Origin of the sequence: Pseudarthrobacter sp. N5, assembly GCF_050157035.1 — a bacterium.
In the GTDB taxonomy this organism is placed as follows: domain Bacteria; phylum Actinomycetota; class Actinomycetes; order Actinomycetales; family Micrococcaceae; genus Arthrobacter.
This window is the reverse complement of the sequence record NZ_CP189593.1, coordinates 1,114,805-1,137,618: the sequence shown is the minus strand read 5'-3', so window position 1 is coordinate 1,137,618 and position 22,814 is coordinate 1,114,805. Positions and strand designations below refer to the sequence as shown.

Below are 22,814 nucleotides of genomic sequence, written 5' to 3'. Positions count from 1 at the left end.
AGCGCCCGCAGGATCATCACAAAAGGGCGCTCCAGTCCACCGGACCGGGAGCTGCAGCAGATTTCCCTTCCGCTTTGTTGCCTGCCCTCTTGCCTTCCCTCCGGGCGGGAGTTCTGGCCTTTGATTCAGCGGATCTGGCTTCGGGGATCGGTGAGCCCCAGGGCAAGGCGAATGCCGGCACCGTCTCGCCAAGCTGCACACCATGCGGAGGCACCACCATCACGCCGTCGGCAGCGGCGAGGCCCCGCATCATTCCCGGGCCGGTGTGCAGTGACGGTGACGCCATCCCATAGAGGAGCCTGAATGGCATCAGCCGGGTCCGGCCTGGATCCGGTTCGATTATGGCGCCGCAGGGCACTTCCTGGACCACAGGCAGGGTCCCGTGACCCAGCGCCGCCAGCAGGGGCGCTCCTACCGTGGACAGCGCCATCATGGCAGCGAGCGGATTCCCGGGAAGGCCAAGGACAAAGCGGCCATCTGGCAGTTCCGCCAGCACCGCCGGATGCCCCGGCCGCATGGCGATCCCGTCAATCAGCAGATGCCCGCCGAGCTCCGCTACGGCCCGTCGAAAGTGATCGGTTCCCGAGAGACCGGTACCGCCCGTGGTGATCACGACGTCGGCGGGCAAAGACGCTGCTCCCGGCCCACCGGCGTCGTACACTTCAGCGTTCGTGCCCCCCGGGTGCCCCTCCCGTGCCCCCGCCGGATCTGCGGCGGCGGGCACCTCATCCTCCAAAGCCTGGAGCCATTCCGCATAGGAATCACCGATTCTTGCCTGTTCGGTGCAGATGCCGCCCAGCATTTCCACCACCCCAGCGAGCTGCGGTCCGAAGGTGTCCCGGACCTGGCCTGGGGCCGGCAGGCCCCTTTCCACGACCTCGGAGCCCGTCAGCAGGAGCTTCACCAACGGCTTGCCCTGGACCGGCAGGGAGTCGTATCCGGCGAGGGCGGCTAACGCCAGGTGTGCAGGATTGAGGACCGTGCCGTTCCTGATCAGCACCTCCCCTGCGGCAGCTTCCTCCCCCGCTTTCCGGATGTGCTGCCCGTTACCGGGCTCCCCCGGGCCGGCAGCCCCGCCCAGGGCCAGAACAGGAAGGCCGTCGTCGTCCGTGGCCATCTGGCCGCTCTCGCTGCGCAGCACGGCCTTGGCCCCCGGCGGAATCAAGCCGCCGGTGACGATGACGCTGGCCTGATGCGGTGCCAGCCGATGGCCGGGCTCAGCCAGGATCCATGGCCCGCTGCCGTTGACAGCCCAGCCGTCCATGGCCGAGGAGGCATAGTGGGGCATGTCCTGGAGCGCGGCCACATCGGCCGCGAGGATCCTGCCGAGGGCATGTCCCAGGGAAACAGCGCCTGCGGGGATGGGGCTGGCGGCGTCGAAGGCTGCCTGCCGTGCTTCGGTCCAGGTGTGCGCGAGGTGGCGTTCAGGCAGACCCGGCGCCCCGCCCTCCGAATCACTATGCGCGCCACTCTGCAGAGCCTCCGCTGCGCCGGCCGCATCCGCTGACAGTTCCCGGGCCGCCTCCACCTGACCGGCCGCGTCCGCTGACGGTTCCGGGGCCGCCTCATCAGGCGAAGCCGTCATTCGCCGGGAATCCCGTTGGGCTCAGCCGCATAGTCTTTGGCGAGTGACCGGGCAACGTCCATGGCTGCCCGCATGGATACGGCATCGGTGGCCTGCCCCGACCCCGAGGCCATCCCGGCCGCATAACCGGCGATAAAGGTGGTCAGCGGGGCCGCCGGGCGTACCACTGAATGCGCGGCAACGCCGGCCAACGAAAGGATTTCGTCGATGTCCAGCGGGACGTCCTCGAGCTCAAATGCCTTGAGCAGCGTCCGGCACCACTCCTCGAGCATTTCGTCCTGGCTCTTCATGGCCTGCCTCCAATTTCTAGTGCGCTGATACGCCTGCGGCCAAGGTCACCAACCAGACGGTTGCTGGCCGGCCACTCCCAGTGCGGCAGCATCATCCCAGGTGTCAACATCATCGGTGGAACCCGCCGGGACTGTGACAACCTGCACGTCAAGACTAGCAAGGAGGGCGAAGACTGAACCGTCCGCCAACGCACCCCTCGCTTCCGCGTCCTGCACCGCCTGGTCAAGCCCTGGGGTGCCATAAAAACCCACCAGCGGCTGCTTGCGCCCGTCTTGGGATGCGGCCATGACCCCGCCTGATCCCGCGCCGCCGGCGCCTGCGCTTTCGGCTGCGGCTGCGGCTTCCGCAAGGCCCGTACCGGATCCGGCGACTGAGCGGATGTCCAGTGCTTCCGCCAGTGCCCTCACGGCCCCGGCGACCTTCGGCATGTCACACGCCAGCACCAGGGTGAACGGAGGCTGTGGAGCACCGGACCGTTTCAGCGCGGCGAGCCCGGCCGCGATTGCTGCCGCCGGGCCGGAAAAGGGAGGATCCTCGCGGCAACTCAGCACGCCTGCTGGAAGAGGACCCGGGTCCGGTCCCACAACAACCGCTGTCCCGGCCCCGCGCGCAGCCGCAAGTGACAGCGCAATGAGGGTAGCGCCGTCGTGCGTCAGCGCAGCCTTGGGGGTTCCGCCGAGTCGCGCCGAGCGGCCGCCGGCCAGGATGATTGCGTTGAATTCCACCTTCGAAGCCTAGCTGTACCTGCAAGGCTTCGGTGGGGCACCAGGTTCAGGCTGCGGACTCGGGCAGGAGGAACGGGTCCCATGCGGGGGTGGGCTTCTCAAGTTCCTTGATCTGCCAAATGGTTCCGTGCGGCGGCTCCGGGGCGAACCGCAGCTTCCAGCCCATTTCTGCGGGCGTGTGGTCACCTTTGGCGTTGTTGCACCGCAGGCACGCCGCAACCAGGTTCTCCCAGGAATCGGCACCGCCGCGGGACTTGGGCTGGACGTGATCAATGGTGTGTGCAGCCTTGCCGCAATAGGCGCAACGGTGGCCGTCGCGGCGCAGCACTCCGCGGCGGCTGACTGCGGTGATCCTGTTATAGCGCGGACGGATGTAGCGGTTGAGAAGAATCACGGAAGGGCGGCCCAATATCTCCTGTGGCCCGACGACCGGATCGTCGCCTTCAGCCACCACGCTGGCCTTTCCGGTGAGCACAAGGACCAGCGCCCGGCGGAAGGTCACTACCGCCAGCGGTTCATATCCAGCATTCAGAACGAGTGTGCGCATGCACATACCTCTTCACGGCCGCACCCGTCAGGGGCACGAGGGCCGGCTGCCCTCTGCTTGTCCGGGCTATGGATCGACACCACAAGACTAAACACAGAAGGCGAGATCGGCGAATCCGGACCGCCGTACCGGACGTGTGTCGGGGAGAAAACATCTGCCGAAACGCAAAGAACCCCCGCCACCGGGCGGGGGTTCTTCAAAAGCTGTGATTCAGGTGTCTTAGCCGCCCACGCGGATGAAGACTGGGCCGGAACCTACGTTGACGCTGAACAGCGCGGTGGTTCCGCCGTTCCAGCCGCCGTGAACGGCCTGACCGTTACCGACGTAGACAGCGATGTGGGCCATGCCCATTCCGCCGTCCTGGTAGTACGCGAGGTCGCCGGGCAGAGCTTCAGCAGCACTCACCGTGCGGCCCAGGGACAGGTAGCCTGCTGGCCAGCCGTGGTAGTTGATTCCCACAGCGGCAATCGAGTTGGTGACCAGCATGGTGCAGTCCTGTGCGACGCCCAGCTGTGCGTAAGCGGCGGCCGCGATGGACGCGCCCATTCCGCTTGAAGCAGCATGAGCCGCCGGGGCTGCAACGGTTGCCTTTGCCGCGACGGCAGTGGCCTTGGTAGCCGGAGCTGCCTGGACCTCAACAACGGGCTTGGGAGCCTCAACCACAGGAGCCGGTGTGGTTGACACAGCAGGCTTCTCATAAGAAATGGCGATCGTGGAAGCAGCGGAAATGGTTGCCGGCGCAGCTGCCTGTACTTCAAGAGCGGAAGCAGAGGCAGATTCTCGCTGAACATTGGTGTCGGCAGCGTTGGCCGCGATACCACTTGTCAGGACAAGACCGGAAGCAGCAGCGATAACTGCGGCCTGACGGCCCACACCGCCGGCGTTGTCGCCGACAGCCTTGGCAATGACAGCTAGCGAGTTGGTCTTAGCGACCTCGGCGCGGTGCCGTGCAATATTTGCACGTGTAGTCATTATTTCTCTCTTTCGGTTTTCCTCAGGCTGCGTGGGCAGCCCGCGGGCTTTGGACGCGCCGGCATCTTGGGGGTAAGCCGGATCGCCCCGAACGGTTTTTTTAGCGAAGGGTAAAGTACGCGGCAGATCCGGTTGCGGATACTGCATGCAGGAGCGTGCCCTGCGACGGGTTCAGTGCGCTGATCATCATGCCGTTGCCGACGTAGATACCAACATGTGCGCCGCCATTCTGCATGACCAGATCGCCGGGCGCCGGAGTGGACGTGGGCGTCATGGCATTCCATGCGTTGGTGCGGGGGATGCTGATGCCCGCCTGGGCATAGACCCACTGGGTGAAGCCGGAGCAGTCCCAGCCATTGGGAGTGCTGCCGCCCCAGACATACGGGTGCCCGATTCCGGTGTAGGCGATGGCTGCGAGGCCTGACGCTGCGACTGATGCCGCAGCGTCTGCTAGTTTCGCAGACTTGGCCGCGCCGGTGGCCGACTCGGATTCCGTGGACTGCACCCGGACGGTCTCGACCTTCGGAGCAGCCTTCGTGGTGACGGCAGTGCGCTCGAAGGTCACGGTGGCCGTGGGCGCAGCAGTGACGGCCAGCTGGGCAGCCTGTGACGACCCGGACTCGGCGGAAGCCGAGAGCCCAACCGTGGTGTCGGCTGCGTTGGCCGGCAGTCCAATGCTGAGGATGAGTCCGGAGGCAGCTGCGATCACAACTGCCTGGCGACCTACGGTCCCGGCGTTGGCACTAACGGCCCTGGACACGGAGCCCAGGGGGTTGGTACGAACCGATTGAGCGCGATGACGCGCAAGATTGTGACGTGAAGACACGAAGGTAGCCTCTCCCAATGCCTGCGAGGTGAGCTGTCGGATTCGGATGGGAGTCACCCGGCCGCGCTGCTTCCTGGGAAGCTTTGCGACTTAACCCCAAGGTCTTCATACTTCTTGCGAAGACCAAAATTGGTTCCCCCGCCCCTGCCAGACGATGTCATGCGAACGGACCTTGAGCGGTGGCAGAGCTAGGCAATCCACTCAAGAGCGTCAACTTCGGAAAAGTTGGCGCGGTTTAGACGGTACAGCAGTTCGGATCGAATGTCACATTCAGGTCACGGGATGTCTCCGGAATGCGAGAGTGATCCATCGGCTTGGCTACAGCCAACCCGTGGGATCAACGACTTCCCCGTTGACCATCACCTCGAAGTGGAGGTGGCAGCCGGTGGAGGCGCCTGTGGTCCCGCTCAGCGCCACGGTGTCGCCCCGGCTGACCTTCTGGCCGACCTTGACGCTGGATGAAGAGAGGTGGTTGTACGTGGTCTCCAGTCCGTTGCCGTGGTCAATCACGACTCGGTTTCCGCCGCCGTACGGGTGCCAACCCACGAACGTCACAGTTCCGCTAGCGGCCGCGTGGACGGATGTCCCGCACTGCGCAGCGTAGTCCTGGCCTCGGTGGAACTCACCAACACCACCGGTAATAGGGCTGACCCGGAAACCGAACGGCGACGCTGTAATCATCTGATCCAACGGGGCACCGAGGCTGCCCGCCGAAGCGGCACGTGTGATGGTGCCGGCAGACTGGGCGCTCAGCAGCTGCTTGAGCTTCCCGTCGGGGTCGGCCATTGTGGCGACCGTGGTGCGGCTGAAGTCTATTTTGGCGGCAGCGGCGGCGGAAATCTCCGGCTGTGCAGCTGCTGAGGATGAGGCGGCGGACTGCCCAGGCTCGGCTGTCGCCATCACGGGGCTGGTGGCCGGCATTGCGACAGTCAGTACCAGGCCTGTGGCGGCCAGTGCGATTCCGGCTTTCTGACCCACTCCGCTGGAAGCGGCAAAGTCCGTGATCTGACGGAAGGGGCTGCTGCGGCGGCGCGCCTCGCGGCGCGGATCACGGGGCCTGTCCGCAGAGTCAGCGTCAGGAACGCGCAGCTCCGAAACGGGGCCGGCCGCCCTGCGACGGCCCCTGACATTATGGGTGGTCAAGAAGTGTTCCTCTCTGGATAGCCTGCGAAGTTAGCTGTCGGATTCGGGTCAGAGAGATCACAGACCCGGTCCGCCGTGACAAGCATTCCGGCACAAAAGTACCCCTAGGGATCCTTCATTGGAATGACTTGCTGCTGACGGACTTCACCCCAAGGCTGTCTTTAGACAGCCAGTTGTGGTTCCCCCGCCTCTGCCAGTTGGTGACTCGTGCAACTGATCCGCTGGCAGAGCTCGGCTCCAGATCAGGTAACGCTTTAGTATCGGCGCCAGCCCCCAACTATAGGCGATTAACGCCCACAGTAATAATTTCGTTATCTTTCGGTGGACAACTTATGGGTCGTCCTATGAGCGCAAGGTCAGCTGACCGAAACAAAAACGTGGGCCGCAACTTCGGGGGGCAATTCCAGGGCACCGTCTATCCCGGGAACGCGGACGGAGATGTATTCCCCCACACGCTCGAGCGAAACCTTGGCGCCCGGACGGATGCCGCCTTCGTCGAGCTGGACCAGCAGCTCGGGTTCCACCTGGATGGGTTCCGCGAGCCTGCTGATCATGATCCGGGAGTCCGGACCATAGCCTGACATGGCTTCAAGAAGATTCACCACTCCGTCTGTAAACGCCAGCGAAGGCTCTCCGCCGAGGGCTGCGAGTCCCGGAATGGGGTTGCCGTAGGGAGACACCGTGGGGTGGTTCAGCAATTCGTAGATGCGGCGTTCCACCCGCTCACTCATCACATGTTCCCAACGGCATGCTTCATCATGGACGTAGGCCCAGTCGAGACCGATCACGTCGGCCAGCAGCCGTTCAGCCAGCCGATGCTTGCGCATGACTTCCGTGGCACGTTTCCGGCCGGTTTCAGTAAGTTCAAGGTGGCGGTCACCGGTAACAATCACCAGGCCGTCGCGCTCCATCCTCCCGACCGTCTGCGAGACCGTGGGGCCGGAATGCCGGAGCCTCTCCGCAATGCGGGCACGGAGAGCCACAATGTTCTCTTCTTCAAGCTCCAGGATGGTCCGCAGATACATCTCAGTAGTGTCGATCAGATCCGTCATTCAGCTCAGCTCCTCGAGCACAGTACCTTGCGTCAGTTCCACCGTATCGCGTACCCGCAGCGACGTATGTCCGGTGAAAGCTTAACCTATTTTGAATTAGTCCGGATAATCCACCGGGTGCCGATCCGCTGCTGTCTCAATGACTGGACTATGACGGACCGGGTTCCCGCTCAAACGGGCCGTCAGGCAGAATAAACAGGAGTCTTCGTGGCACCGCCCTTATCAGCCGGGCCAACTGCACCTGCAAGCCGAACCGTAAGTCCATGCCGAAAATTGGAGCCACTGTGAGCGACGCCAGCATCACTATCCCCGCAAATCTCCTGCCCCGGGACGGGCGGTTCGGCGCCGGACCGTCCAAGGTCCGGCCGGAACAGATCGAGGCCCTCTCAGCGGCTTCCACCACGATCCTGGGAACTTCACACCGCCAGGCCCCCGTCAAGAACCTGGTGGGTTCCGTGCGTGATGGCCTCAGCCAGTTCTTCCGCGCTCCGGAGGGCTACGAAGTCATCCTGGGCGTCGGCGGCTCCACGGCCTTCTGGGATGTGGCCGGTTTCGGCCTGGTGGAGAAGAAGGCTCAGCACCTGTCCTTCGGCGAGTTCGGCTCCAAGTTTGCCTCGGCCACGAACAACGCCCCGTTCCTGGACGCCTCCTCCATCATCAAAGCCGAGCCGGGAACCCGCCCGGAACCTCGAGCCGAGGCCGGAGTGGATGTTTACGCCTGGCCCCAGAACGAGACGTCCACAGGCGTGGCCGCACCGGTACAGCGCGTGGCCGGCGCGGACGAAGGATCGCTCGTCCTGGTGGATGCCACGTCTGCGGCCGGCGGCCTGGACGTGGACGTTGCCGAGACGGACGTCTACTACTTCGCCCCGCAGAAGAACTTTGCTTCCGACGGCGGCCTATGGCTGGGCCTCTTCTCCCCCGCCGCCCTGGAGCGTGCCGCCGGGATCAAGGCCAGCGGACGCTGGATCCCCGATTTCCTGGACCTGCAGACCGCGATCGACAACTCCAGGCTGAACCAGACGTACAACACCCCGTCGCTGGCCACCCTGGTGACACTCGATGCCCAGGTGCAGTGGCTGAATTCCAACGGCGGACTGGACTTCGCGTCAGCCCGCACCGCCGATTCCGCGGGCCGTATCTATAGCTGGGCCGAGGCTTCCGCGTACGCCACCCCGTTCGTGGCCAAGGCCGAGGACCGCTCCAACGTCATCGCCACGATTGATTTCGACGACTCGATTGATGCGGCTGCGATCGCCAAGGTGCTGCGCGCCAACGGGATCGTTGACACCGAGCCGTACCGCAAGCTGGGACGCAACCAGCTCCGCATCGCCACTTTCGTGGCCATCGAGCCTTCTGACGTTACGGCGCTCCTGGCCTGCATCGACTATGTGGTGGGCGAGCTGAGCAAGTAGCTCCGGCTGCAGCCCCGCTGAAGCGTCAATGTTCGACGGCGTCGTCCGGGGTGTCTGCCCCGGCGGCGCCGTTGTTGTTGGACCCGGCCCCCGAGACAAGCCTGAACTGGCGCAGGCCGCGGGCGCGCCGGTTGAACTGCAGTCGCAACTGCTTGGCGCGGATAATCCAGATCATGCCGATCAGCGCCGCGATCAGCCCCGAAGCCGCCGCGACTGACAGGGACCACCGCGGTCCCGCCACGTTGGCCACCCAGCCCACCAGTGGCGCACCGATAGGGGTGCCGCCCATAAAAATCGCCATGTACAGAGCCATGACACGGCCGCGCATCACCGGATCGGTGGTGGTCTGGACGTAACCGTTGGCGCTGGTCATCATGGTCAGTGCGAAGAGTCCCACAGGAACAAGCGCCACTCCGAACCAGAAGTAATCCGGCGCGAGGGCGGCCAGCCCGGAAGTCACGCCAAAAGCGCCGGCAGCGCCGAAAATGATCCGCAGGCGCGGTTTGCTGCGCCGGGCCGACAGCAGTGCTCCCGCCACCGAGCCGATGGCCATGATGGAATTCATCAGCCCGAATGCGCCGGCATCCATACCAAACTCCGTGCCCACCATTGCCGCGATGAACAGCACAAAGTTCAGCCCCAGGGTGCCCACGATGAAGACCGCCACCAGGACCACCACAATGTCCGGCCGGAACCCTACATAGCGCAGGCCTTCCCGGATGCGCCCCTTCCCTGCTGCCGCCCGGGGCAGAATACGTAGCGAGTCCGCGGGGATCTTACAGAGGCTCAGCAGGAGCGCAAGGAAGGTGAACGTGTTGATCAGGAAAACCCAGCCCGGCCCGACAGCCACGGTGAGCATTCCGGCCACGGCAGGGCCGATCATCCGGGCAACGTTGAACGATGCGCTGTTCAGTGCCACGGCATTGGGCAGGTAGTCGTCCCGCACCAGTTCGGAAACAAAGGTCTGGCGGACCGGGGCATCCACGGCCGAGACCAGGCCCAGGAGCAGGGCGAAGCCGTAGACGTGCCACAGCTGGCCTGCACCCACGACCACCAGGATTCCCAGCCCGGTGCTGAGCAGCGCCATGGCGGACTGTGTCATGGCTAGGAGCTGTTTTCGGTTGTACCGGTCTGCGACGAGGCCGGCAACAGGGGCGAGGAAGAGCTGGGGGCCCAGCTGGAGGGCCATGGTGATACCCATGGCACCGGCGTCGTGCTCGGTCAGGTGGTCAAAGACCAGCCAGTCCTGGGCAGTCCGCTGCATCCAGGTTCCGATGTTCGAAACCAGTGCGCCGATGAACCATATGCGGTAGCTGGGAAGGTGCAGGGACTTGAAGGTGGACATCAACGCCAGCCTTCATGATGCTCAATCCCGGACGGTTCCAACGTCCTAGTCAGCCTCGCGGGCGGGTTCATCGTCTGATTCCTCGTCGGATTCAAAACCCGCAAGCCCGGCAATGTCATCAACGGATTCCTGCGCCGGCTCGTCGGAACGGGGTTGCTCCGAAAGGGGTTCTTCCGAACTCCCGTCTTCCCTGGCGTCCTCCGGGCGGACCCGTTCGGCCCAGGGGATCCATTCCGGCGAGAGGACCGAGTCCTCGGACGGCAGCAGGCCCAGCTCATTGACCGTGATCACCTTGGACCGGGAGTTGCGCGTCAGCACGGCGTACCACTGCCAGCCCAGGTACCCGGGCATCCGCGACTCAAAGACGTGGGTCACCACCCGGTCCCCTTCGGTGCGGGCAGCGAGATGTTGTCCGATTTCATGTGGCTGTGCGATGCCCTTCACGGCGTCGCGGGCGAAATCCACCGCGGCGGCAAGGACAGCGTCCGGCTTTCCGGTGCGCCACACGGGCACTCCGAAGCGCGGTTTTGATACTGCTTTGGTTTCAGCAGCGGGAGCGGGCTGTTCAGCTTCCGTCACGGGGATGCCTAGGCGTCCAGCTCGTCGGCAACCTTACGCAGGGCAACAGCGATGGCCTTGCCCTTGTTGCCTTCCGGATATTTGCCTGCGGACAGTGTGCCGGAGAGATTGTCCAGCACGGACACGAGGTCCTGGACCAGCGGTGCGAGATCTTTGGCATTGGTCCGCTTGGCTTTGGCGATGGAGGGCACCTTGTCCAGCACGCGCAGGCCAAGAGCCTGTGCGCCCTTGCGTCCGTCAGCCACACCAAACTCAACCCGGGTGCCCGCTTTGAGCTCGGTTATGCCTTCAGGCAGCGACGATTTGGGCAGGAAGACTTCCTGGCCGTCCTCGCCTGCGAGGAATCCGAACCCTTTTTCCTTGTCATACCACTTGACCTTGCCGGTAGGCACGTAATCAACCTTCTTCGTTCTGAACATCTTGAGACACGGCCGGCGGTCACCGCATCCGCACTGATATGCGGGTTCAGGGTCTGACTGCCTGGTCCATGTTGGTCTGTTCCTTCAAGGTTATCCTGCCTGGCACCGGAAACCCTCTTTGCGGCGCGGAACCGGGCAGGACTGTTAGCGTTACTTTCATGACACCCACGCGTTACCGGCGGCCCCTGTTGATCATCTCAGCGGTTGTGGCACTGCTTTCCCTTGCGGCAGTGGGAACGGTGATGATTATGGCGTTTTCCGGCCTCACTTCCCCGGTGTGGGTGACATCCGCAGCCCTGTACGGGCTTCCAGTGGCCTTCCTGCTGATGCTGTTCCTGGTGCTCGACGGCGTGGCTGGCCGCCGCACGCGAGGAGCAGCACCAGACGGTAAGCCCGTCGGACGGTAACGTTGGACTGATGTCCCTCATTCGCGCCCTCAGCAAGGAACTGGAGGCACGCAGCGACGATTCGTTGCGTGCGCTGTTCGCTGCGCGGCCGGATCTGATTTCGCCCGGCGTCCCGGACTTCGCCGCACTGGCTGCCCGGGCCAGTGCCCGGGTGAGTGTGCAGCGGGCCTTGGAGCGGCTCAACCGGCCTGAAATGCAAGTACTTGAAACCGTTCACCTGTGCACCAACACAGACACTGCCCACAGCGCCTCGGCTGCAATGCTGAAGAAGCTGATTACCGGTTCCACCGTTGCTGCGATCGAGCGGATCCTGCTCGCGCTTCAAGAGCTGGCCCTGGTACATCGCGCCGAGCCGCCGCACGGCGCCACTCCGGCCGGTTCCCGGCAGCGCTATTATCTGCCAGTGGGCAGCCTCAAGGACGTGGTGGGGATCTATCCGGCCGGCCTGGGCAGGAGTTATACCGAGCTGGTCCGCCTGCAGCCGGCCTTCGCCCAGCGGGTGGTGCAGCTGGTTGCCGAGCTGCACCATAGCGGCGCCTCCATCCACCAGGCCACCACTCCCATGGACGCGGCACTCGCGTTGCACCGCTGGACCTCGGACCCGGCATCCCTTCAGGATCTGCTGGCCACCGCACCGGAACGCACGACGGCGTTGCTCGCCAGGTTCGGAAACTGGGCCATGGGTGCCGTCCCCCAGGCGCAACGAAAGGTCTCCGTGGCGAACGAGGGGGCCGACGTCGGGCCTGTTGACTGGCTGCTGGCCAGAGGACTGCTGGTGCCATTGGACGCCGCACATGTGGAATTGCCGCATAGTGTTGGCGTTGCCCTGCGCGGGGGCGCCGTGATTGACAACTTCACTCTGACACCGCCGGTGGCCCGGCTGGGCGAGACCAGCGCCATGCTGCGGCGAAATGCCGCCCTCGGTGCCATCGCTGAGACCCTTCGGCTGGCGGGCGAGCTCCTGTACATTGCCCGGGATCAGCCTCTGGCGACGCTCCGGAGCGGCGGCGTGGGCGTCCGCGAGATGAAACGGCTGGCGGAGGCCCTGCGGATCGAACAGCACCGGGCCGGACTGCTCCTGGAACTGTGTGCCCTGGCCGGCCTGCTCCGACTGGACGTGGACAGCTCCACCTGGGTCCAGCCTCCCCAGCTGGAGTGGCTGACGCTCCCACGTCAGGAACAATGGCTGTGGCTGGTAAATGCCTGGCTCGCGAGCGAGCGTGCTCCGTCGCTGGTGGGACAACCCATCAACGGACCGGGCTCCGCACCGGCGGCCCATCATGGTGCCGCCGGCACTGTGATCAATGCCCTGTCCGCCGAAGCGCAGCGGCCCGATGCGCCGGTGGTCCGGAAGCGGATCCTGGAAATACTGAACGAGCTCACCGTCGAGGCCGCGGCCGCGGATGGCCGGGCGCCGGTGCTTGACGCCGCTGCTGTGCTTCAGCGTGCCGAATGGTCGCAGCCCCGGATGGCCAGGCGCTTCAGTTCCCTGATACGAGGTGTACTGGCCGAAGCCGAGATGCTGGGGCTGATCGGTTCCGGGGCGCTGAGCCAGCTGGGAACGGCGATTGCCGCGGACAGGCCTGACGACGCCCTCAGTGTGCTGGGCGAGCACCTTCCCGCGGCACTGAACCACGTGCTGCTGCAGGCTGACCTGACGGCGGTGGCACCTGGCTATCTGACTCCGGAACTGAGCGACAAGCTGCTCCGGATGTCTGACGCCGAAGGCCGGGGTCCCGCCACCATCTACCGCTTCTCAGTTGCCTCCATCCGGCGCGCGCTTGACGCCGGCCAGAGTGCAACGGGCCTGCTGGAATTTCTCCGGGAGCATTCGGCCACCGCTGTTCCGCAGCCGCTGGAGTATCTCGTTGAGGACACAGCTGCCCGGCACGGCAGCCTGCGGGTGGGCCAGGCCGCCAGCTTCATCCAGAGCGACGACGAAGCTGCCCTGCTGGAGCTCTCCAGGGAATCCAACGCTGCGGGCCTGGGCCTGGCACGGATTGCGCCCACCGTGCTGATATCCCACGCCCCGCCACGGGAAACCGCGCACGTGCTGCGCGGGCTGGGACTATCGCCCTCTGTCGAAGAGTCCGAGCCCGCCGTCGTAAGGCTGCGCCGCACCACGGCAGTGCCGGGAAGTACACGTCCCGTGTACAGCGCTCCGCGTACCGCGCCACCGGAGGCCGACGTCGATGCCCAGCTTGCGGTGCTGCGGAACGTCGCGCCCGCCGCCGGCGGCAGCTCCAACGGCGCGCCCGCCCCGGCCAGGGTGTCCAGCGGCGAGGAAGCCACTCAGCTGGGGCTCGAAACACTGCAGAAAGCCATCCGGCTCAAACAGCGCGTCACCATGAACGTGGTGGACGGGCTGGGGAATGCCAGTGTCGAGACGGTTGTTCCAGTATCGGTGAGCGGGGGGCGTGTCAGGGTTCTTGATCCCGCCAAGGACACCGAGCGGGTGCTCTCCATTCATCGGATCATGGATATCCAGGCAACGGCGGATATCCGGGCAAACGCGGACATCGAGGCAGCGGAGGAATTGCGCCAGTGAAGGACTACCCCGCGTGAACAACGGTCCGCTGATTGTCCAGAGCGACAAAACCATTCTCCTGGAGGTCGATCACGAGCTCGCTACCGAGGCACGGCATGCCATCGCGGCCTTCGCCGAGCTGGAGCGCGCCCCGGAACACATGCACAGCTACCGGCTGACGCCCCTGGGGCTATGGAATGCCCGTGCGGCGGGGCTGGACGCTGAACGGGTGCTGGACACCCTGCTCAAGTACTCACGCTTCCCGGTACCGCACTCGCTCCTGATCGACATTGAAGAAACCATGTCCCGCTATGGGCGGCTGCGGCTGGAAAAGGACCCCCAGCACGGTCTGGTGATGCGCACCAACGACTACCCTGTGCTCGAGGAAGTGATCCGCGCCAAGAAGATCCAGCCATTGCTGGGTCCGCGGATCGACGGCGAAACCGTGGTGGTGCATTCGTCCCAGCGCGGCCAGCTCAAGCAGCTGCTGCTGAAAATCGGATGGCCGGCCGAGGACCTCGCGGGCTACGTGGACGGCACCCCGCACCTGATTGCCCTGAACGAGGACGGCTGGAAGCTGCGGCCCTACCAGCAGCTGGCCACGGAGAATTTCTGGGCCGGAGGCAGCGGTGTGGTGGTACTCCCCTGCGGCGCCGGAAAAACCCTCGTGGGTGCCGCCGCCATGGCCGTGAGCTCCACCACCACCCTCATCCTGGTGACCAACACCGTCTCGGCACGGCAGTGGAAGGATGAGCTGCTCAAGCGCACCTCGCTCACGGAGGATGAAATCGGCGAATACTCCGGCGCGGTGAAGGAAGTCCGGCCGGTCACTATCGCCACGTACCAGGTCCTCACCACCAAGCGCGGCGGCCTGTACGCGCACCTTGAATTGCTGGACGGGAACGACTGGGGGCTGATCATCTATGACGAGGTCCATCTGCTGCCTGCACCGATCTTCCGGATGACGGCGGATCTCCAGGCCCGCCGTCGTCTGGGGCTGACCGCCACGCTGGTGCGCGAGGACGGACGCGAAGGCGAGGTGTTCAGCCTCATCGGCCCCAAGCGGTATGACGCGCCGTGGAAGGACATCGAGGCGCAGGGCTACATTGCGCCGGCGGACTGCGTGGAAGTCCGGGTGGACTTGCCCCGCGATGAACGGGTTGCGTACGCGATGGCCGAGGACGCGGACAAGTACCGGCTGTGCGCCACCTCGGAGACCAAAACCAAGGTGGTGGAGCAGCTCGTTGCACAGCACAAGGGCGAGCAGCTGCTGGTGATCGGCCAGTACATCGACCAGCTGGATGAGATCGGCGAGCGCCTGCAGGCCCCGGTCATCAAAGGCGAAACATCGGTGAAGGAACGGCAGAAGCTTTTTGCAGCCTTCCGGTCCGGGGAAGTGCAGACGCTGGTGGTGTCCAAGGTGGCCAATTTCTCGATCGATCTGCCGGAAGCTTCCGTGGCCATCCAGGTCTCCGGATCCTTCGGTTCCCGGCAGGAGGAGGCCCAGCGCTTGGGCCGCCTGCTGCGGCCCAAGAAGGATGGCCGCGCGGCACGTTTTTACTCGCTGGTAGCGCGGGACACCCTGGACCAGGACTTCGCGGCAAAGCGCCAGCGCTTCCTTGCCGAGCAGGGCTACGCCTACCGGATTATGGATGCCAAGGACGTGGGCCAGGCGCAATAGCTCAACCCTGGCTATTGAAGGCTGACGTCCGCCGGTGCCACGCTGTGGCACCGGACCGAACCCACGGGACCGTGACGACACATAAAACACACAGCATCCACCCAGAAAACTCCCAGTTACTGGGAGCATCATGGGAGTTATGAAAAAGAACGGTCCTGAAGCCAAGCTCCTTGTCGTCGATGATGAACCCAACATCCGCGAGCTGCTTTCCACCTCCCTGCGCTTCGCGGGCTTCGAGGTTGTTTCGGTGGGCACCGGCCGCGAGGCCCTGGACGCTGCCGAGCTCCATTCCCCGGACCTCGCGGTGCTGGACGTGATGCTCCCGGATATGGATGGCTTTACCGTCACGCGCCGGCTGCGTGCCGCAGGAAAGCACTTCCCGGTGCTGTTCCTCACCGCAAAGGACGACACCGAGGACAAGGTCACCGGCCTCACCGTGGGTGGGGACGACTACGTCACCAAGCCCTTCAGCCTGGACGAGGTAGTGGCCCGGATCCGGGCTGTGTTGCGTCGCACCCAACCCATGTTGGACGATGACGCCGTGATCCGCGTTGATGACCTGGAGCTCGACGACGACGCCCACGAAGTACGCCGCGGCGGCACCGTCATCGAGCTGTCCCCCACCGAATTCAAGCTGCTCCGGTACCTGATGCTGAACCCCAACCGTGTCCTGTCCAAGGCCCAGATCCTGGACCATGTGTGGGAGTACGACTTCAACGGTGATGCCTCCATCGTTGAGTCCTACATCTCGTACCTGCGCCGCAAGGTTGACATCGATCCCGAGGCCCCGGCCCTCATCCAGACCAAGCGCGGCGTCGGCTATGTGCTGCGGACGGCAGAGAAGCGCTGACCTTGCTGAAACGGTGGAAATCCGCCTCGCTGAGGTCACAGCTGGTGGCCATCATGATGGCGCTTCTTCTCGTGGCGCTGGCCGTTACCGGGACGGGCACCTTGACCCTGGTGCACAGTTTCCTCCAAGGCCAGGTCGACGACAAGCTCCGGGCTGCCGTGGATCTGGCCCACCAGCAGCAGTCATTTAGCCAGCTGCAGGCCCCCAACTCGAGCGTCCCCACGGACTATTCGCTGCTTCTCTATAGCCCGGGTCAGCCGGCGTACGTGTATGGCGGAAGCCAGGACGTCCACCCGGATATTGACTCCATCTCGGCTACCGACGCACGAGCCCGCCAGAACAAACCGTTCCAGGTCCGCGGCACTGATGGCAGCAGCTGGCGAGTGGTGGCGGTCAACGTCCTGGACAACAGCGGGCGCAGTGCAGTGATGATCGTGGGGCTTCCGCTGCAGCCCGTGAATGAAGTGGTGGAGCATGCCGCTGTTATGGTGGCTGGCGTGGGGTTGCTGACCCTGCTTCTCGTGTTCTTTATTGCCAGCTGGACGGTTTCGAGGTCCTTCCGGCCACTCGTGCGGGTGGAAAGGACTGCGGCAGCAATCGCCGCCGGAGATCTTTCCCGGCGTGTGGATGTGGAAAACCCCGGCACCGAGGTGGGCCGCCTGGGCAGCTCGCTCAACGCCATGCTGGCCCACGTCGAAACGGCCTTCGCCGCCAGAATGGCTTCCGAGGGCCGCATGCGGCGCTTTGCCGCCGATGCCTCCCACGAACTGCGCACCCCGCTGGTCACTATTCGCGGGTTCTCCGAGCTGTACCGGCACGGCGCGCTGGCAACAGAAGAGGACGTCTCCACGGCGATGGGCCGGATTGAAAGCGAAGCCAAAAGGATGGGCTCCATGGTGGAGGACCTCCTGCTCCTTGCCAGGCTCGATGAGCAGCGGCCCCTGCAGCAAAAACCCGTTGATCTCCAGCTGATCGCACACGACGCCATGGTGGACACTCAGGCCAGCGACAGGAACCGCGTCATTTCGCTCACCGGCCTCGACGGCGACAGCACCTCCCCCGCACCCGTGCTGGGGGACGAGTCAAAGCTCCGCCAAGTGGTGGGCAACCTGGCCGGCAACGCCCTGCGCTACACCCCGGAGGGAAGTCCCATCGAATTCGCCGTCGGCACGCGGACCGACGGTGATGGCCAGCGCCGCTCCGTTATTGAAGTCCGTGACCATGGGGCCGGTATTTCAGAAAGCGAGGCATCCAAGGTGTTCGAACGTTTCTACCGTGCCGACACCTCCCGGACCCGTGAGACCGGCGGCAGCGGCCTGGGGCTGGCCATTGTGTCCGCCATCGTGGGATCGCACGGCGGTACCGTACGAATTGAAGCGACCCACGGCGGCGGTGCAACCCTGGTTGTCAGCCTTCCGGTAAGGGACGATTCCGAGGAAAAGAAGGACGGCGACAACTCCGACCACGGCGACAGCGAGGTTATCCACATATAGGCAATCGCCATGGCGCCGCCAGCCGCCGCCTCCGTAGGCTCGAGGTATTGGTCGGGACACTCCGGGCCGAACAGGAAGCTATCCCCCACGTCGAGAGGCCTCAGCCATGAGCATCATTTCCGTCGATACCGAACTCCTCCAGCTCAAGTCAGCCAACGTCAAGGCCACCGTGGACCGCATCAGTGCCGACGTCCAGACCATGAAGCGTGGCCTGGACGAGCTCCAGGCCACATGGCGAGGATCCGCGGCCACCAACTTCCAGTCGCTCGTCAACGAATGGACCCTGACCCAGGGGAAAGTGGAGGCCTCCCTGGCATCCATCAACCTTGCCCTGGCCTCAGCAGCCTCCAGCTATGCCCAGGCGGAACAGGGAAATACGCAGCGGTTCAGCTAGCCCTCCAGGGTGCCCTGATGGAAACGCAACCTCCACTGGCTGCCATCCAGCACCCACAGTGAGCTTCGGAGGGCCGTGCCTGAGCGCGAGTAGCTTCGGTACGTCAGCAAGACCGCGCTGGTGCCGATGCGGTCTGCGCCAAGAATCTCCAGCTCGGTCCGGTCCCCCGGGTCCCCCTCCAAGGACATCATCATGGCGTCACGGGTCCAGATCCGGCCCGAGCTGCCAATCTCAGTGAACTCCGGGTGCAGCAGCACACCAGTCCGTCCGACGTCGCTGCGGACGTCCGGCCGGAGCAGTTCACGTTCGAGCGCCTCAACGGTTGCCTCGGCGCTGGGCTCTCCGGCCGCCTGGCCCGATCCTTCGGCGAACGGATCGCCATCCAGTTCGCTAAAAAGGTCCGGCTCATTGAACGACGGCCGGTTGAACGACGGCCCGTTGTGAGACTGGGCGCTGAGAGAACGTAGGTCGCTGAGAGATCGTTGCCCGCTCATCGGATCAGCTTCGAGGTGACTCGACGGTCCGGCCGGTTCCGGCACCTGTTGAGAATCGTCTTCTCCGGCCGCCGAGGCTCCGGCGAATCCAGGCCCGGAGCGCGCTGCGACACCCTGCTGGAAGGCTGTGGCCGCGGCTCGTGCACGGTCATCGGCCGCTTCATTCAAGTGGTGTCCGGCGTGCCCCTTGACCCATTCGAAGGTGTACTTGCGGCCCGAAATTTCGCGGTCTATCTCCTTGAGCAGTTCCACATTCAGGACAGGCTTGCCGTCGGCCTTGCGCCAGCCCTTCCGCTTCCACCCCGGCATCCACTTGGTCACGGAGTTTATGACGTACTGGCTGTCGCAAAGGATTCTCAGATCCTCCTGTGCCAGGTGCGCCGTGGAGCGGAAGAGATCCAGCACGGCCATAAGCTCGCCCTGGTTGTTGGTGCCATGCGGCCATCCCCCGGCGCGCCAGCAATCGTCATTTACGTACCATGCCCATCCGGCCGGGCCGGGATTTCCTAAAGCCGAACCGTCGGCCGCTGCAGTAATTGTCACGGATCCATCCTGCCAGACATCCCGGGCACCTACGGGACTACACAAAACGGCGGCCCCACCCGAGGGTGGAACCGCCGTTGTTATGTGGCTGGAAAAGCCGGGAGGTTAGAAACCGCCCATACCGCCCATGTCGTCGCCGCCACCCATGGCCGGAGTGTTCTTCTCCGGCTTGTCGGCCACTACAGCCTCGGTGGTGAGGAACAGGCCGGCAATGGAAGCCGCGTTCTGCAGTGCAGAGCGGGTTACCTTTACCGGGTCGTTGACGCCCGCAGCCAGCAGGTCCTCGTAGACGCCGGTTGCGGCGTTCAGGCCGTGGCCTGCAGGCAGGCCGCGGACCTTGTCCACCACAACGCCCGGCTCGTGGCCGGCGTTGAAAGCGATCTGCTTCAGCGGAGCTTCGAGGGCAACGCGGACAATATTCGCGCCGGTTGCCTCGTCGCCTACAAGCTGCAGGTTCGCGAATGCCTTGACGCCGGCCTGGATCAGAGCAACGCCGCCACCGGCGACGATGCCTTCTTCAACTGCGGCCTTTGCGTTGCGGACAGCATCCTCAATGCGGTGCTTGCGTTCCTTGAGCTCAACCTCGGTTGCGGCACCGGCCTTGATGACTGCAACGCCGCCGGCCAGCTTGGCCAGGCGCTCCTGCAGCTTCTCGCGGTCGTAGTCGGAATCGGAGTTCTCGATCTCGACACGGATCTGGGATACGCGGCCTGCGATCTGGTCAGCGTCGCCTGCACCCTCGATGATGGTGGTTTCGTCCTTGGTGACAACAACCTTGCGGGCGCGGCCCAGCAGTTCGAGGCCGGCAGTCTCCAGCTTGAGGCCGACTTCCTCGGCGATGACCTGGCCACCGGTGAGGATGGCGATGTCTGCGAGCTGCGCCTTGCGGCGGTCGCCGAAGCCCGGAGCCTTGACGGCAACGGACTTGAACGTGCCGCGGATCTTGTTGACGATCAGGGTGGCCAGGGCCTCGCCCTCGATGTCTTCAGCAATGATCAGCAGCGGCTTGTTGGACTGCATGACCTTTTCCAGGACAGCAACCAGTTCCTTGACGTTGGAGATCTTGGAGTTGACCACCAGGATGTACGGATCCTCAAGGACGACCTCCTGGCGGTCTGCGTCGGTGACGAAGTACGCGGAGATGTATCCCTTGTCGAAGCGCATGCCCTCGGTGAGCTCAAGCTCCAGGCCGAAGGTGTTGGACTCCTCGACGGTGATAACGCCTTCCTTGCCGACCTTGTCCAGGGCTTCGGCAATGAGGTTTCCGATTTCGCTGTCACCGGCGGAGATCGACGCGGTGGCGGCGATCTCTTCCTTGGTCTCGATCTCCTTGGCGGAGGCGAGAAGCTCCTTGATGACGGCCTCGGTAGCCTTCTCAATGCCGCGCTTCAGGGATAGCGGGTCAGCGCCGGCTGCGACGTTGCGCAGACCTTCCTTGACCAGAGCCTGTGCCAGCACGGTGGCCGTGGTGGTACCGTCTCCGGCGACGTCATCCGTCTTCTTGGCAACCTCCTTGACCAGCTCGGCGCCGATCTTTTCGAACGGGTCCTCCAGATCGATCTCCTTGGCGATGGAAACGCCATCGTTGGTGATCGTGGGGGCCCCCCACTTCTTTTCGAGGACGACGTTGCGTCCACGCGGGCCGAGGGTGACCTTAACGGCGTCGGCGAGGATGTTCAGGCCCCGCTCGAGGCCGCGGCGTGCCTCTTCATCAAATGCAATGATCTTGGACATAACGGCAGTAGTCCTTTCGGGACAGTCGTTAAGAAGGAACCTTTCGCTGCGGTGCCCGCGACGGACGATCCTTCACAGCCGGCCTCTGTATGCCGGACTGTTGGGATCTCACCCCAGCCAGGTGTTTCTTTCGCTCCATGTGCTGTTGCCGGGGGCTTCGCGCCGGCCGGAACCGGGCGTCGCTTTAGCAGTCAGTACGCAGGAGTGCTAACTCAATAATTAGCACTCCCCCGGGGAGAGTGCAAGCAGGGAACGCGCGAAACACGTCAGGACAGCGGGGAATTCGCTCCCAGCGATCAGCCGGAGGTGCGTCCCGCAGTTTCTCTTCCGGTCATCTTGGCCAGATTGTCGGCGCCGTACGTGAACACGATGTAGTTGGCAGCCGTGACATCGCCGTTGGCATCAAAGCCGACCGCCCCCGATTCACCGTCGTAATCCACGGCCGACCCCGACGTCATCGCATCATGACATTCCTTGAAGGTCTTGCACACCTTGGCGCTCCCGCCGGAAGCACCTGCGGTGCCCCCGTTTACGGGGTTGCCGCCCGAGACGGCAATCAGCCATGACGCAACGGACGCACCGGCGTCGTCGTCTGCCGCTTCAGCTGCGAGCGCGGCGAGATTGACGGCGTCGTAGGTTTCGGCGGCGAAGGTCATGTCCTTCAGGCCGGGATCCACCGCCACGAGCCCGGCTTGAAAAGGCGCAGACGGAAAGACTCCGGGCACAACGGCCCGGGCGCCGTCGAGGGCGCTGGAGCCGAGGCCGGATCCGTACTTGTTGAAGGCGCCGTCGCTGAGAATCAGCTTCTTTCCCGAGATTCCGGCGTTGTTCAGTTCAGCGATGGCACCCTGGGCGCCCTCGCGGGCTATCAGGATCACGGCATCCGGCGCCGCATCCTTCACCGTAGCCACGGCCCGCCGGGCGTCACCGGGCTTGAATTCCACCGCTGGCGCGGCTTCGATGCCGGCGCCCCCGGCTGCGGCCTTGGCGGCGGCGGAAACTTCCGTGCCGTAGCTTCCGGCTTCGTACACAATGGAGACCCGTTTGGCTCCACCGTCCCGCGCCAGCTTGACCAGAACCGATGCCTGCGCCACGTCTGCCGCGGCGGTCCGGAAATAGTACCCGCCGCTCTTGTACTTTGACAGGGCGGCCGCCGTATTCGCCGGGGAGATCAGCGTGATCTTCGCCTTGGACAGGACATCGATGGCTGCAGCCGCACCGCTGGAATCGGTGGGCCCGATCACCACGTCCGCCTTCGCCGCCACGAGCGCGTGCGCCTGCGCAGCCGTGTCCTCGCCGACGGTCTCCTTCAGGAGCTCCACAGGTTTGCCCTTGTGGCCGCCGGCCGCATTGATTTCCTGGACGGCCAGTCTGGCGGCGGCCAGCTGAGAATCGTTGAGGAAGTTTTGCTTACCGGTATTGTCCAGGATCAGGCCGATCCGCAAGGTACCGTCTCCGCTTGCGTCCACGGCGTCGAGGCGTGCGTTTCCTGCCTGACCGGAGCAGGCCGTGAGGGCAATCAACACGGCAGCACCGGCCGCAGCGGCACGGATCACAGTCACTACTCGGGCCGGACGCTTTCGGCCTGCGGGCCTTTTTCGCCTTCGCCGACTTCGAACTCCACACGCTGACCCTCATCCAGGGCACGGTAGCCGTCTCCTTGGATGGCGGACCAGTGGACAAAAACGTCATCGCCGGAGCCGTCAACGGTAATAAAGCCGTAGCCCTTTTCGGCGTTGAACCACTTAACGGTTCCCAATGCCATGATTTCCCCACTCTCGGTTGCTTCCCG

General features: G+C 64.5%; 22 protein-coding genes and 2 riboswitches. Of the genes, 7 read left to right on the top strand and 15 right to left on the bottom strand.

The features are described 5' to 3' along the window. Window positions 1–16: 16 nt before the first annotated feature. The 8 genes from ACQCST_RS05670 to ACQCST_RS05635 all read right to left on the bottom strand — a co-directional run bounded on the left by ACQCST_RS05670 (window position 17) and on the right by ACQCST_RS05635 (window position 7,141). Window positions 17–1,585, bottom strand: a complete 1,569-nt coding sequence (locus ACQCST_RS05670; protein ID WP_426998338.1) for a molybdopterin molybdotransferase MoeA — start codon at window positions 1,583–1,585, stop codon at window positions 17–19. Next, window positions 1,582–1,875: a DUF6457 domain-containing protein gene (locus ACQCST_RS05665; protein WP_426998337.1), complete on the bottom strand. Its 294-nt coding sequence runs from the start codon at window positions 1,873–1,875 to the stop codon at window positions 1,582–1,584. Before ACQCST_RS05665 ends, ACQCST_RS05670 begins: the two co-directional genes overlap by 4 nt. 45 nt (window positions 1,876–1,920) lie before the next feature. Continuing rightward, the gene (gene mobA, locus ACQCST_RS05660) at window positions 1,921–2,601 is read right to left on the bottom strand and encodes a molybdenum cofactor guanylyltransferase (RefSeq protein ID WP_426998336.1); all 681 of its coding nucleotides are present in this window, start codon (window positions 2,599–2,601) and stop codon (window positions 1,921–1,923) included. A gap of 46 nt (window positions 2,602–2,647) precedes the next feature. Then, window positions 2,648–3,148: an HNH endonuclease gene (locus tag ACQCST_RS05655; RefSeq protein WP_426998335.1), complete on the bottom strand. Its 501-nt coding sequence runs from the start codon at window positions 3,146–3,148 to the stop codon at window positions 2,648–2,650. 219 nt (window positions 3,149–3,367) lie between these two features. Further along, window positions 3,368–4,120, bottom strand: a complete 753-nt coding sequence (locus ACQCST_RS05650) for an NlpC/P60 family protein (RefSeq protein WP_426998334.1) — start codon at window positions 4,118–4,120, stop codon at window positions 3,368–3,370. Between the two features lie 100 nt (window positions 4,121–4,220). Next, window positions 4,221–4,829 (bottom strand): C40 family peptidase, encoded by a 609-nt coding sequence (locus ACQCST_RS05645; protein ID WP_426998333.1) that lies wholly within the window; start codon window positions 4,827–4,829, stop codon window positions 4,221–4,223. A 121-nt stretch (window positions 4,830–4,950) separates the two neighbouring features. After that, window positions 4,951–5,116, bottom strand: a riboswitch (cyclic di-AMP (ydaO/yuaA leader). A 148-nt stretch (window positions 5,117–5,264) separates the two neighbouring features. Then, window positions 5,265–6,089, bottom strand: a complete 825-nt coding sequence (locus ACQCST_RS05640) for a M23 family metallopeptidase (RefSeq protein WP_426998332.1) — start codon at window positions 6,087–6,089, stop codon at window positions 5,265–5,267. 4 nt (window positions 6,090–6,093) lie between these two features. Then, window positions 6,094–6,305, bottom strand: a riboswitch (cyclic di-AMP (ydaO/yuaA leader). A 140-nt stretch (window positions 6,306–6,445) separates the two neighbouring features. After that, complete coding sequence (locus ACQCST_RS05635) at window positions 6,446–7,141, bottom strand: metal-dependent transcriptional regulator (RefSeq protein ID WP_426998331.1); 696 nt, start codon at window positions 7,139–7,141, stop codon at window positions 6,446–6,448. Between the two features lie 284 nt (window positions 7,142–7,425). Here ACQCST_RS05635 and serC point away from each other — a divergent pair, with 284 nt between their 5' ends. Next, window positions 7,426–8,556 (top strand): phosphoserine transaminase, encoded by a 1,131-nt coding sequence (serC, locus tag ACQCST_RS05630; protein ID WP_426999084.1) that lies wholly within the window; start codon window positions 7,426–7,428, stop codon window positions 8,554–8,556. Window positions 8,557–8,581: 25 nt separating this feature from the next. Here the strand turns inward: serC and ACQCST_RS05625 are convergent, their stop codons facing one another. The 3 genes from ACQCST_RS05625 to ACQCST_RS05615 are packed head-to-tail and all read right to left on the bottom strand — an operon-like array spanning window position 8,582 to window position 10,872. Next, window positions 8,582–9,901 (bottom strand): MFS transporter, encoded by a 1,320-nt coding sequence (locus ACQCST_RS05625; RefSeq protein WP_426998330.1) that lies wholly within the window; start codon window positions 9,899–9,901, stop codon window positions 8,582–8,584. Between the two features lie 45 nt (window positions 9,902–9,946). Further along, complete coding sequence (locus ACQCST_RS05620; RefSeq protein ID WP_426998329.1) at window positions 9,947–10,480, bottom strand: DUF3027 domain-containing protein; 534 nt, start codon at window positions 10,478–10,480, stop codon at window positions 9,947–9,949. Window positions 10,481–10,488: 8 nt separating this feature from the next. Beyond that, the gene (locus ACQCST_RS05615) at window positions 10,489–10,872 is read right to left on the bottom strand and encodes a cold-shock protein (RefSeq protein ID WP_426998328.1); all 384 of its coding nucleotides are present in this window, start codon (window positions 10,870–10,872) and stop codon (window positions 10,489–10,491) included. Between the two features lie 185 nt (window positions 10,873–11,057). On the opposite strand from ACQCST_RS05615, the gene ACQCST_RS05610 reads away from it, so the two are divergent. The 6 genes from ACQCST_RS05610 (at window position 11,058) to ACQCST_RS05585 (ending at window position 18,251) form a co-directional block, all read left to right on the top strand. Continuing rightward, window positions 11,058–11,306, top strand: coding sequence for a hypothetical protein (locus ACQCST_RS05610; protein WP_426998327.1), 249 nt, complete (start codon window positions 11,058–11,060; stop codon window positions 11,304–11,306). A 10-nt stretch (window positions 11,307–11,316) separates the two neighbouring features. After that, on the top strand, window positions 11,317–13,854 hold the full coding sequence (locus ACQCST_RS05605) for a helicase-associated domain-containing protein (protein WP_426998326.1): 2,538 nt from the start codon (window positions 11,317–11,319) through the stop codon (window positions 13,852–13,854). 13 nt (window positions 13,855–13,867) lie between these two features. Further along, window positions 13,868–15,514: a DNA repair helicase XPB gene (locus ACQCST_RS05600; RefSeq protein WP_426998325.1), complete on the top strand. Its 1,647-nt coding sequence runs from the start codon at window positions 13,868–13,870 to the stop codon at window positions 15,512–15,514. A gap of 139 nt (window positions 15,515–15,653) precedes the next feature. Then, the gene (locus ACQCST_RS05595) at window positions 15,654–16,364 is read left to right on the top strand and encodes a response regulator transcription factor (RefSeq protein WP_426998324.1); all 711 of its coding nucleotides are present in this window, start codon (window positions 15,654–15,656) and stop codon (window positions 16,362–16,364) included. 2 nt (window positions 16,365–16,366) lie between these two features. After that, window positions 16,367–17,857 carry an ATP-binding protein gene (locus tag ACQCST_RS05590; RefSeq protein WP_426998323.1) on the top strand — a complete coding sequence of 497 codons (1,491 nt, stop codon included), beginning with the start codon at window positions 16,367–16,369 and terminating at the stop codon, window positions 17,855–17,857. Between the two features lie 106 nt (window positions 17,858–17,963). Further along, on the top strand, window positions 17,964–18,251 hold the full coding sequence (locus ACQCST_RS05585) for a WXG100 family type VII secretion target (protein WP_426998322.1): 288 nt from the start codon (window positions 17,964–17,966) through the stop codon (window positions 18,249–18,251). Here the strand turns inward: ACQCST_RS05585 and ACQCST_RS05580 are convergent. From ACQCST_RS05580 to ACQCST_RS05565, 4 genes are all read right to left on the bottom strand, one after another. Then, entirely contained in the window at window positions 18,248–19,288 is a 1,041-nt protein-coding gene (locus ACQCST_RS05580; protein ID WP_426998321.1) for an RNase H family protein, read from the bottom strand. The genes ACQCST_RS05585 and ACQCST_RS05580 overlap by 4 nt on opposite strands. A 105-nt stretch (window positions 19,289–19,393) precedes the next feature. Beyond that, a complete protein-coding gene (gene groL, locus ACQCST_RS05575; RefSeq protein ID WP_426998320.1) occupies window positions 19,394–21,022 on the bottom strand; it encodes a chaperonin GroEL in 1,629 nt (542 codons plus the stop codon). Between the two features lie 296 nt (window positions 21,023–21,318). Further along, window positions 21,319–22,584, bottom strand: coding sequence for an ABC transporter substrate-binding protein (locus tag ACQCST_RS05570; protein ID WP_426998319.1), 1,266 nt, complete (start codon window positions 22,582–22,584; stop codon window positions 21,319–21,321). Beyond that, the gene (locus tag ACQCST_RS05565) at window positions 22,584–22,787 is read right to left on the bottom strand and encodes a cold-shock protein (RefSeq protein ID WP_426999083.1); all 204 of its coding nucleotides are present in this window, start codon (window positions 22,785–22,787) and stop codon (window positions 22,584–22,586) included. Before ACQCST_RS05565 ends, ACQCST_RS05570 begins: the two co-directional genes overlap by 1 nt. Window positions 22,788–22,814 lie beyond the last annotated feature (27 nt).

Coding starts and splice junctions, on each gene's coding strand:
- ACQCST_RS05670 (WP_426998338.1), bottom strand. CDS start 1,585: ATGACGGCTTCGCCTGATGAGGCGGCCCCGGAACCGTCAGCGGACGCG.
- ACQCST_RS05625 (WP_426998330.1), bottom strand. CDS start 9,901: ATGTCCACCTTCAAGTCCCTGCACCTTCCCAGCTACCGCATATGGTTC.
- ACQCST_RS05650 (WP_426998334.1), bottom strand. CDS start 4,120: ATGACTACACGTGCAAATATTGCACGGCACCGCGCCGAGGTCGCTAAG.
- ACQCST_RS05610 (WP_426998327.1), top strand. CDS start 11,058: ATGACACCCACGCGTTACCGGCGGCCCCTGTTGATCATCTCAGCGGTT.
- ACQCST_RS05635 (WP_426998331.1), bottom strand. CDS start 7,141: ATGACGGATCTGATCGACACTACTGAGATGTATCTGCGGACCATCCTG.
- ACQCST_RS05605 (WP_426998326.1), top strand. CDS start 11,317: ATGTCCCTCATTCGCGCCCTCAGCAAGGAACTGGAGGCACGCAGCGAC.
- ACQCST_RS05585 (WP_426998322.1), top strand. CDS start 17,964: ATGAGCATCATTTCCGTCGATACCGAACTCCTCCAGCTCAAGTCAGCC.
- groL (WP_426998320.1), bottom strand. CDS start 21,022: ATGTCCAAGATCATTGCATTTGATGAAGAGGCACGCCGCGGCCTCGAG.
- ACQCST_RS05665 (WP_426998337.1), bottom strand. CDS start 1,875: ATGAAGAGCCAGGACGAAATGCTCGAGGAGTGGTGCCGGACGCTGCTC.
- ACQCST_RS05565 (WP_426999083.1), bottom strand. CDS start 22,787: ATGGCATTGGGAACCGTTAAGTGGTTCAACGCCGAAAAGGGCTACGGC.
- ACQCST_RS05655 (WP_426998335.1), bottom strand. CDS start 3,148: ATGCGCACACTCGTTCTGAATGCTGGATATGAACCGCTGGCGGTAGTG.
- ACQCST_RS05595 (WP_426998324.1), top strand. CDS start 15,654: ATGAAAAAGAACGGTCCTGAAGCCAAGCTCCTTGTCGTCGATGATGAA.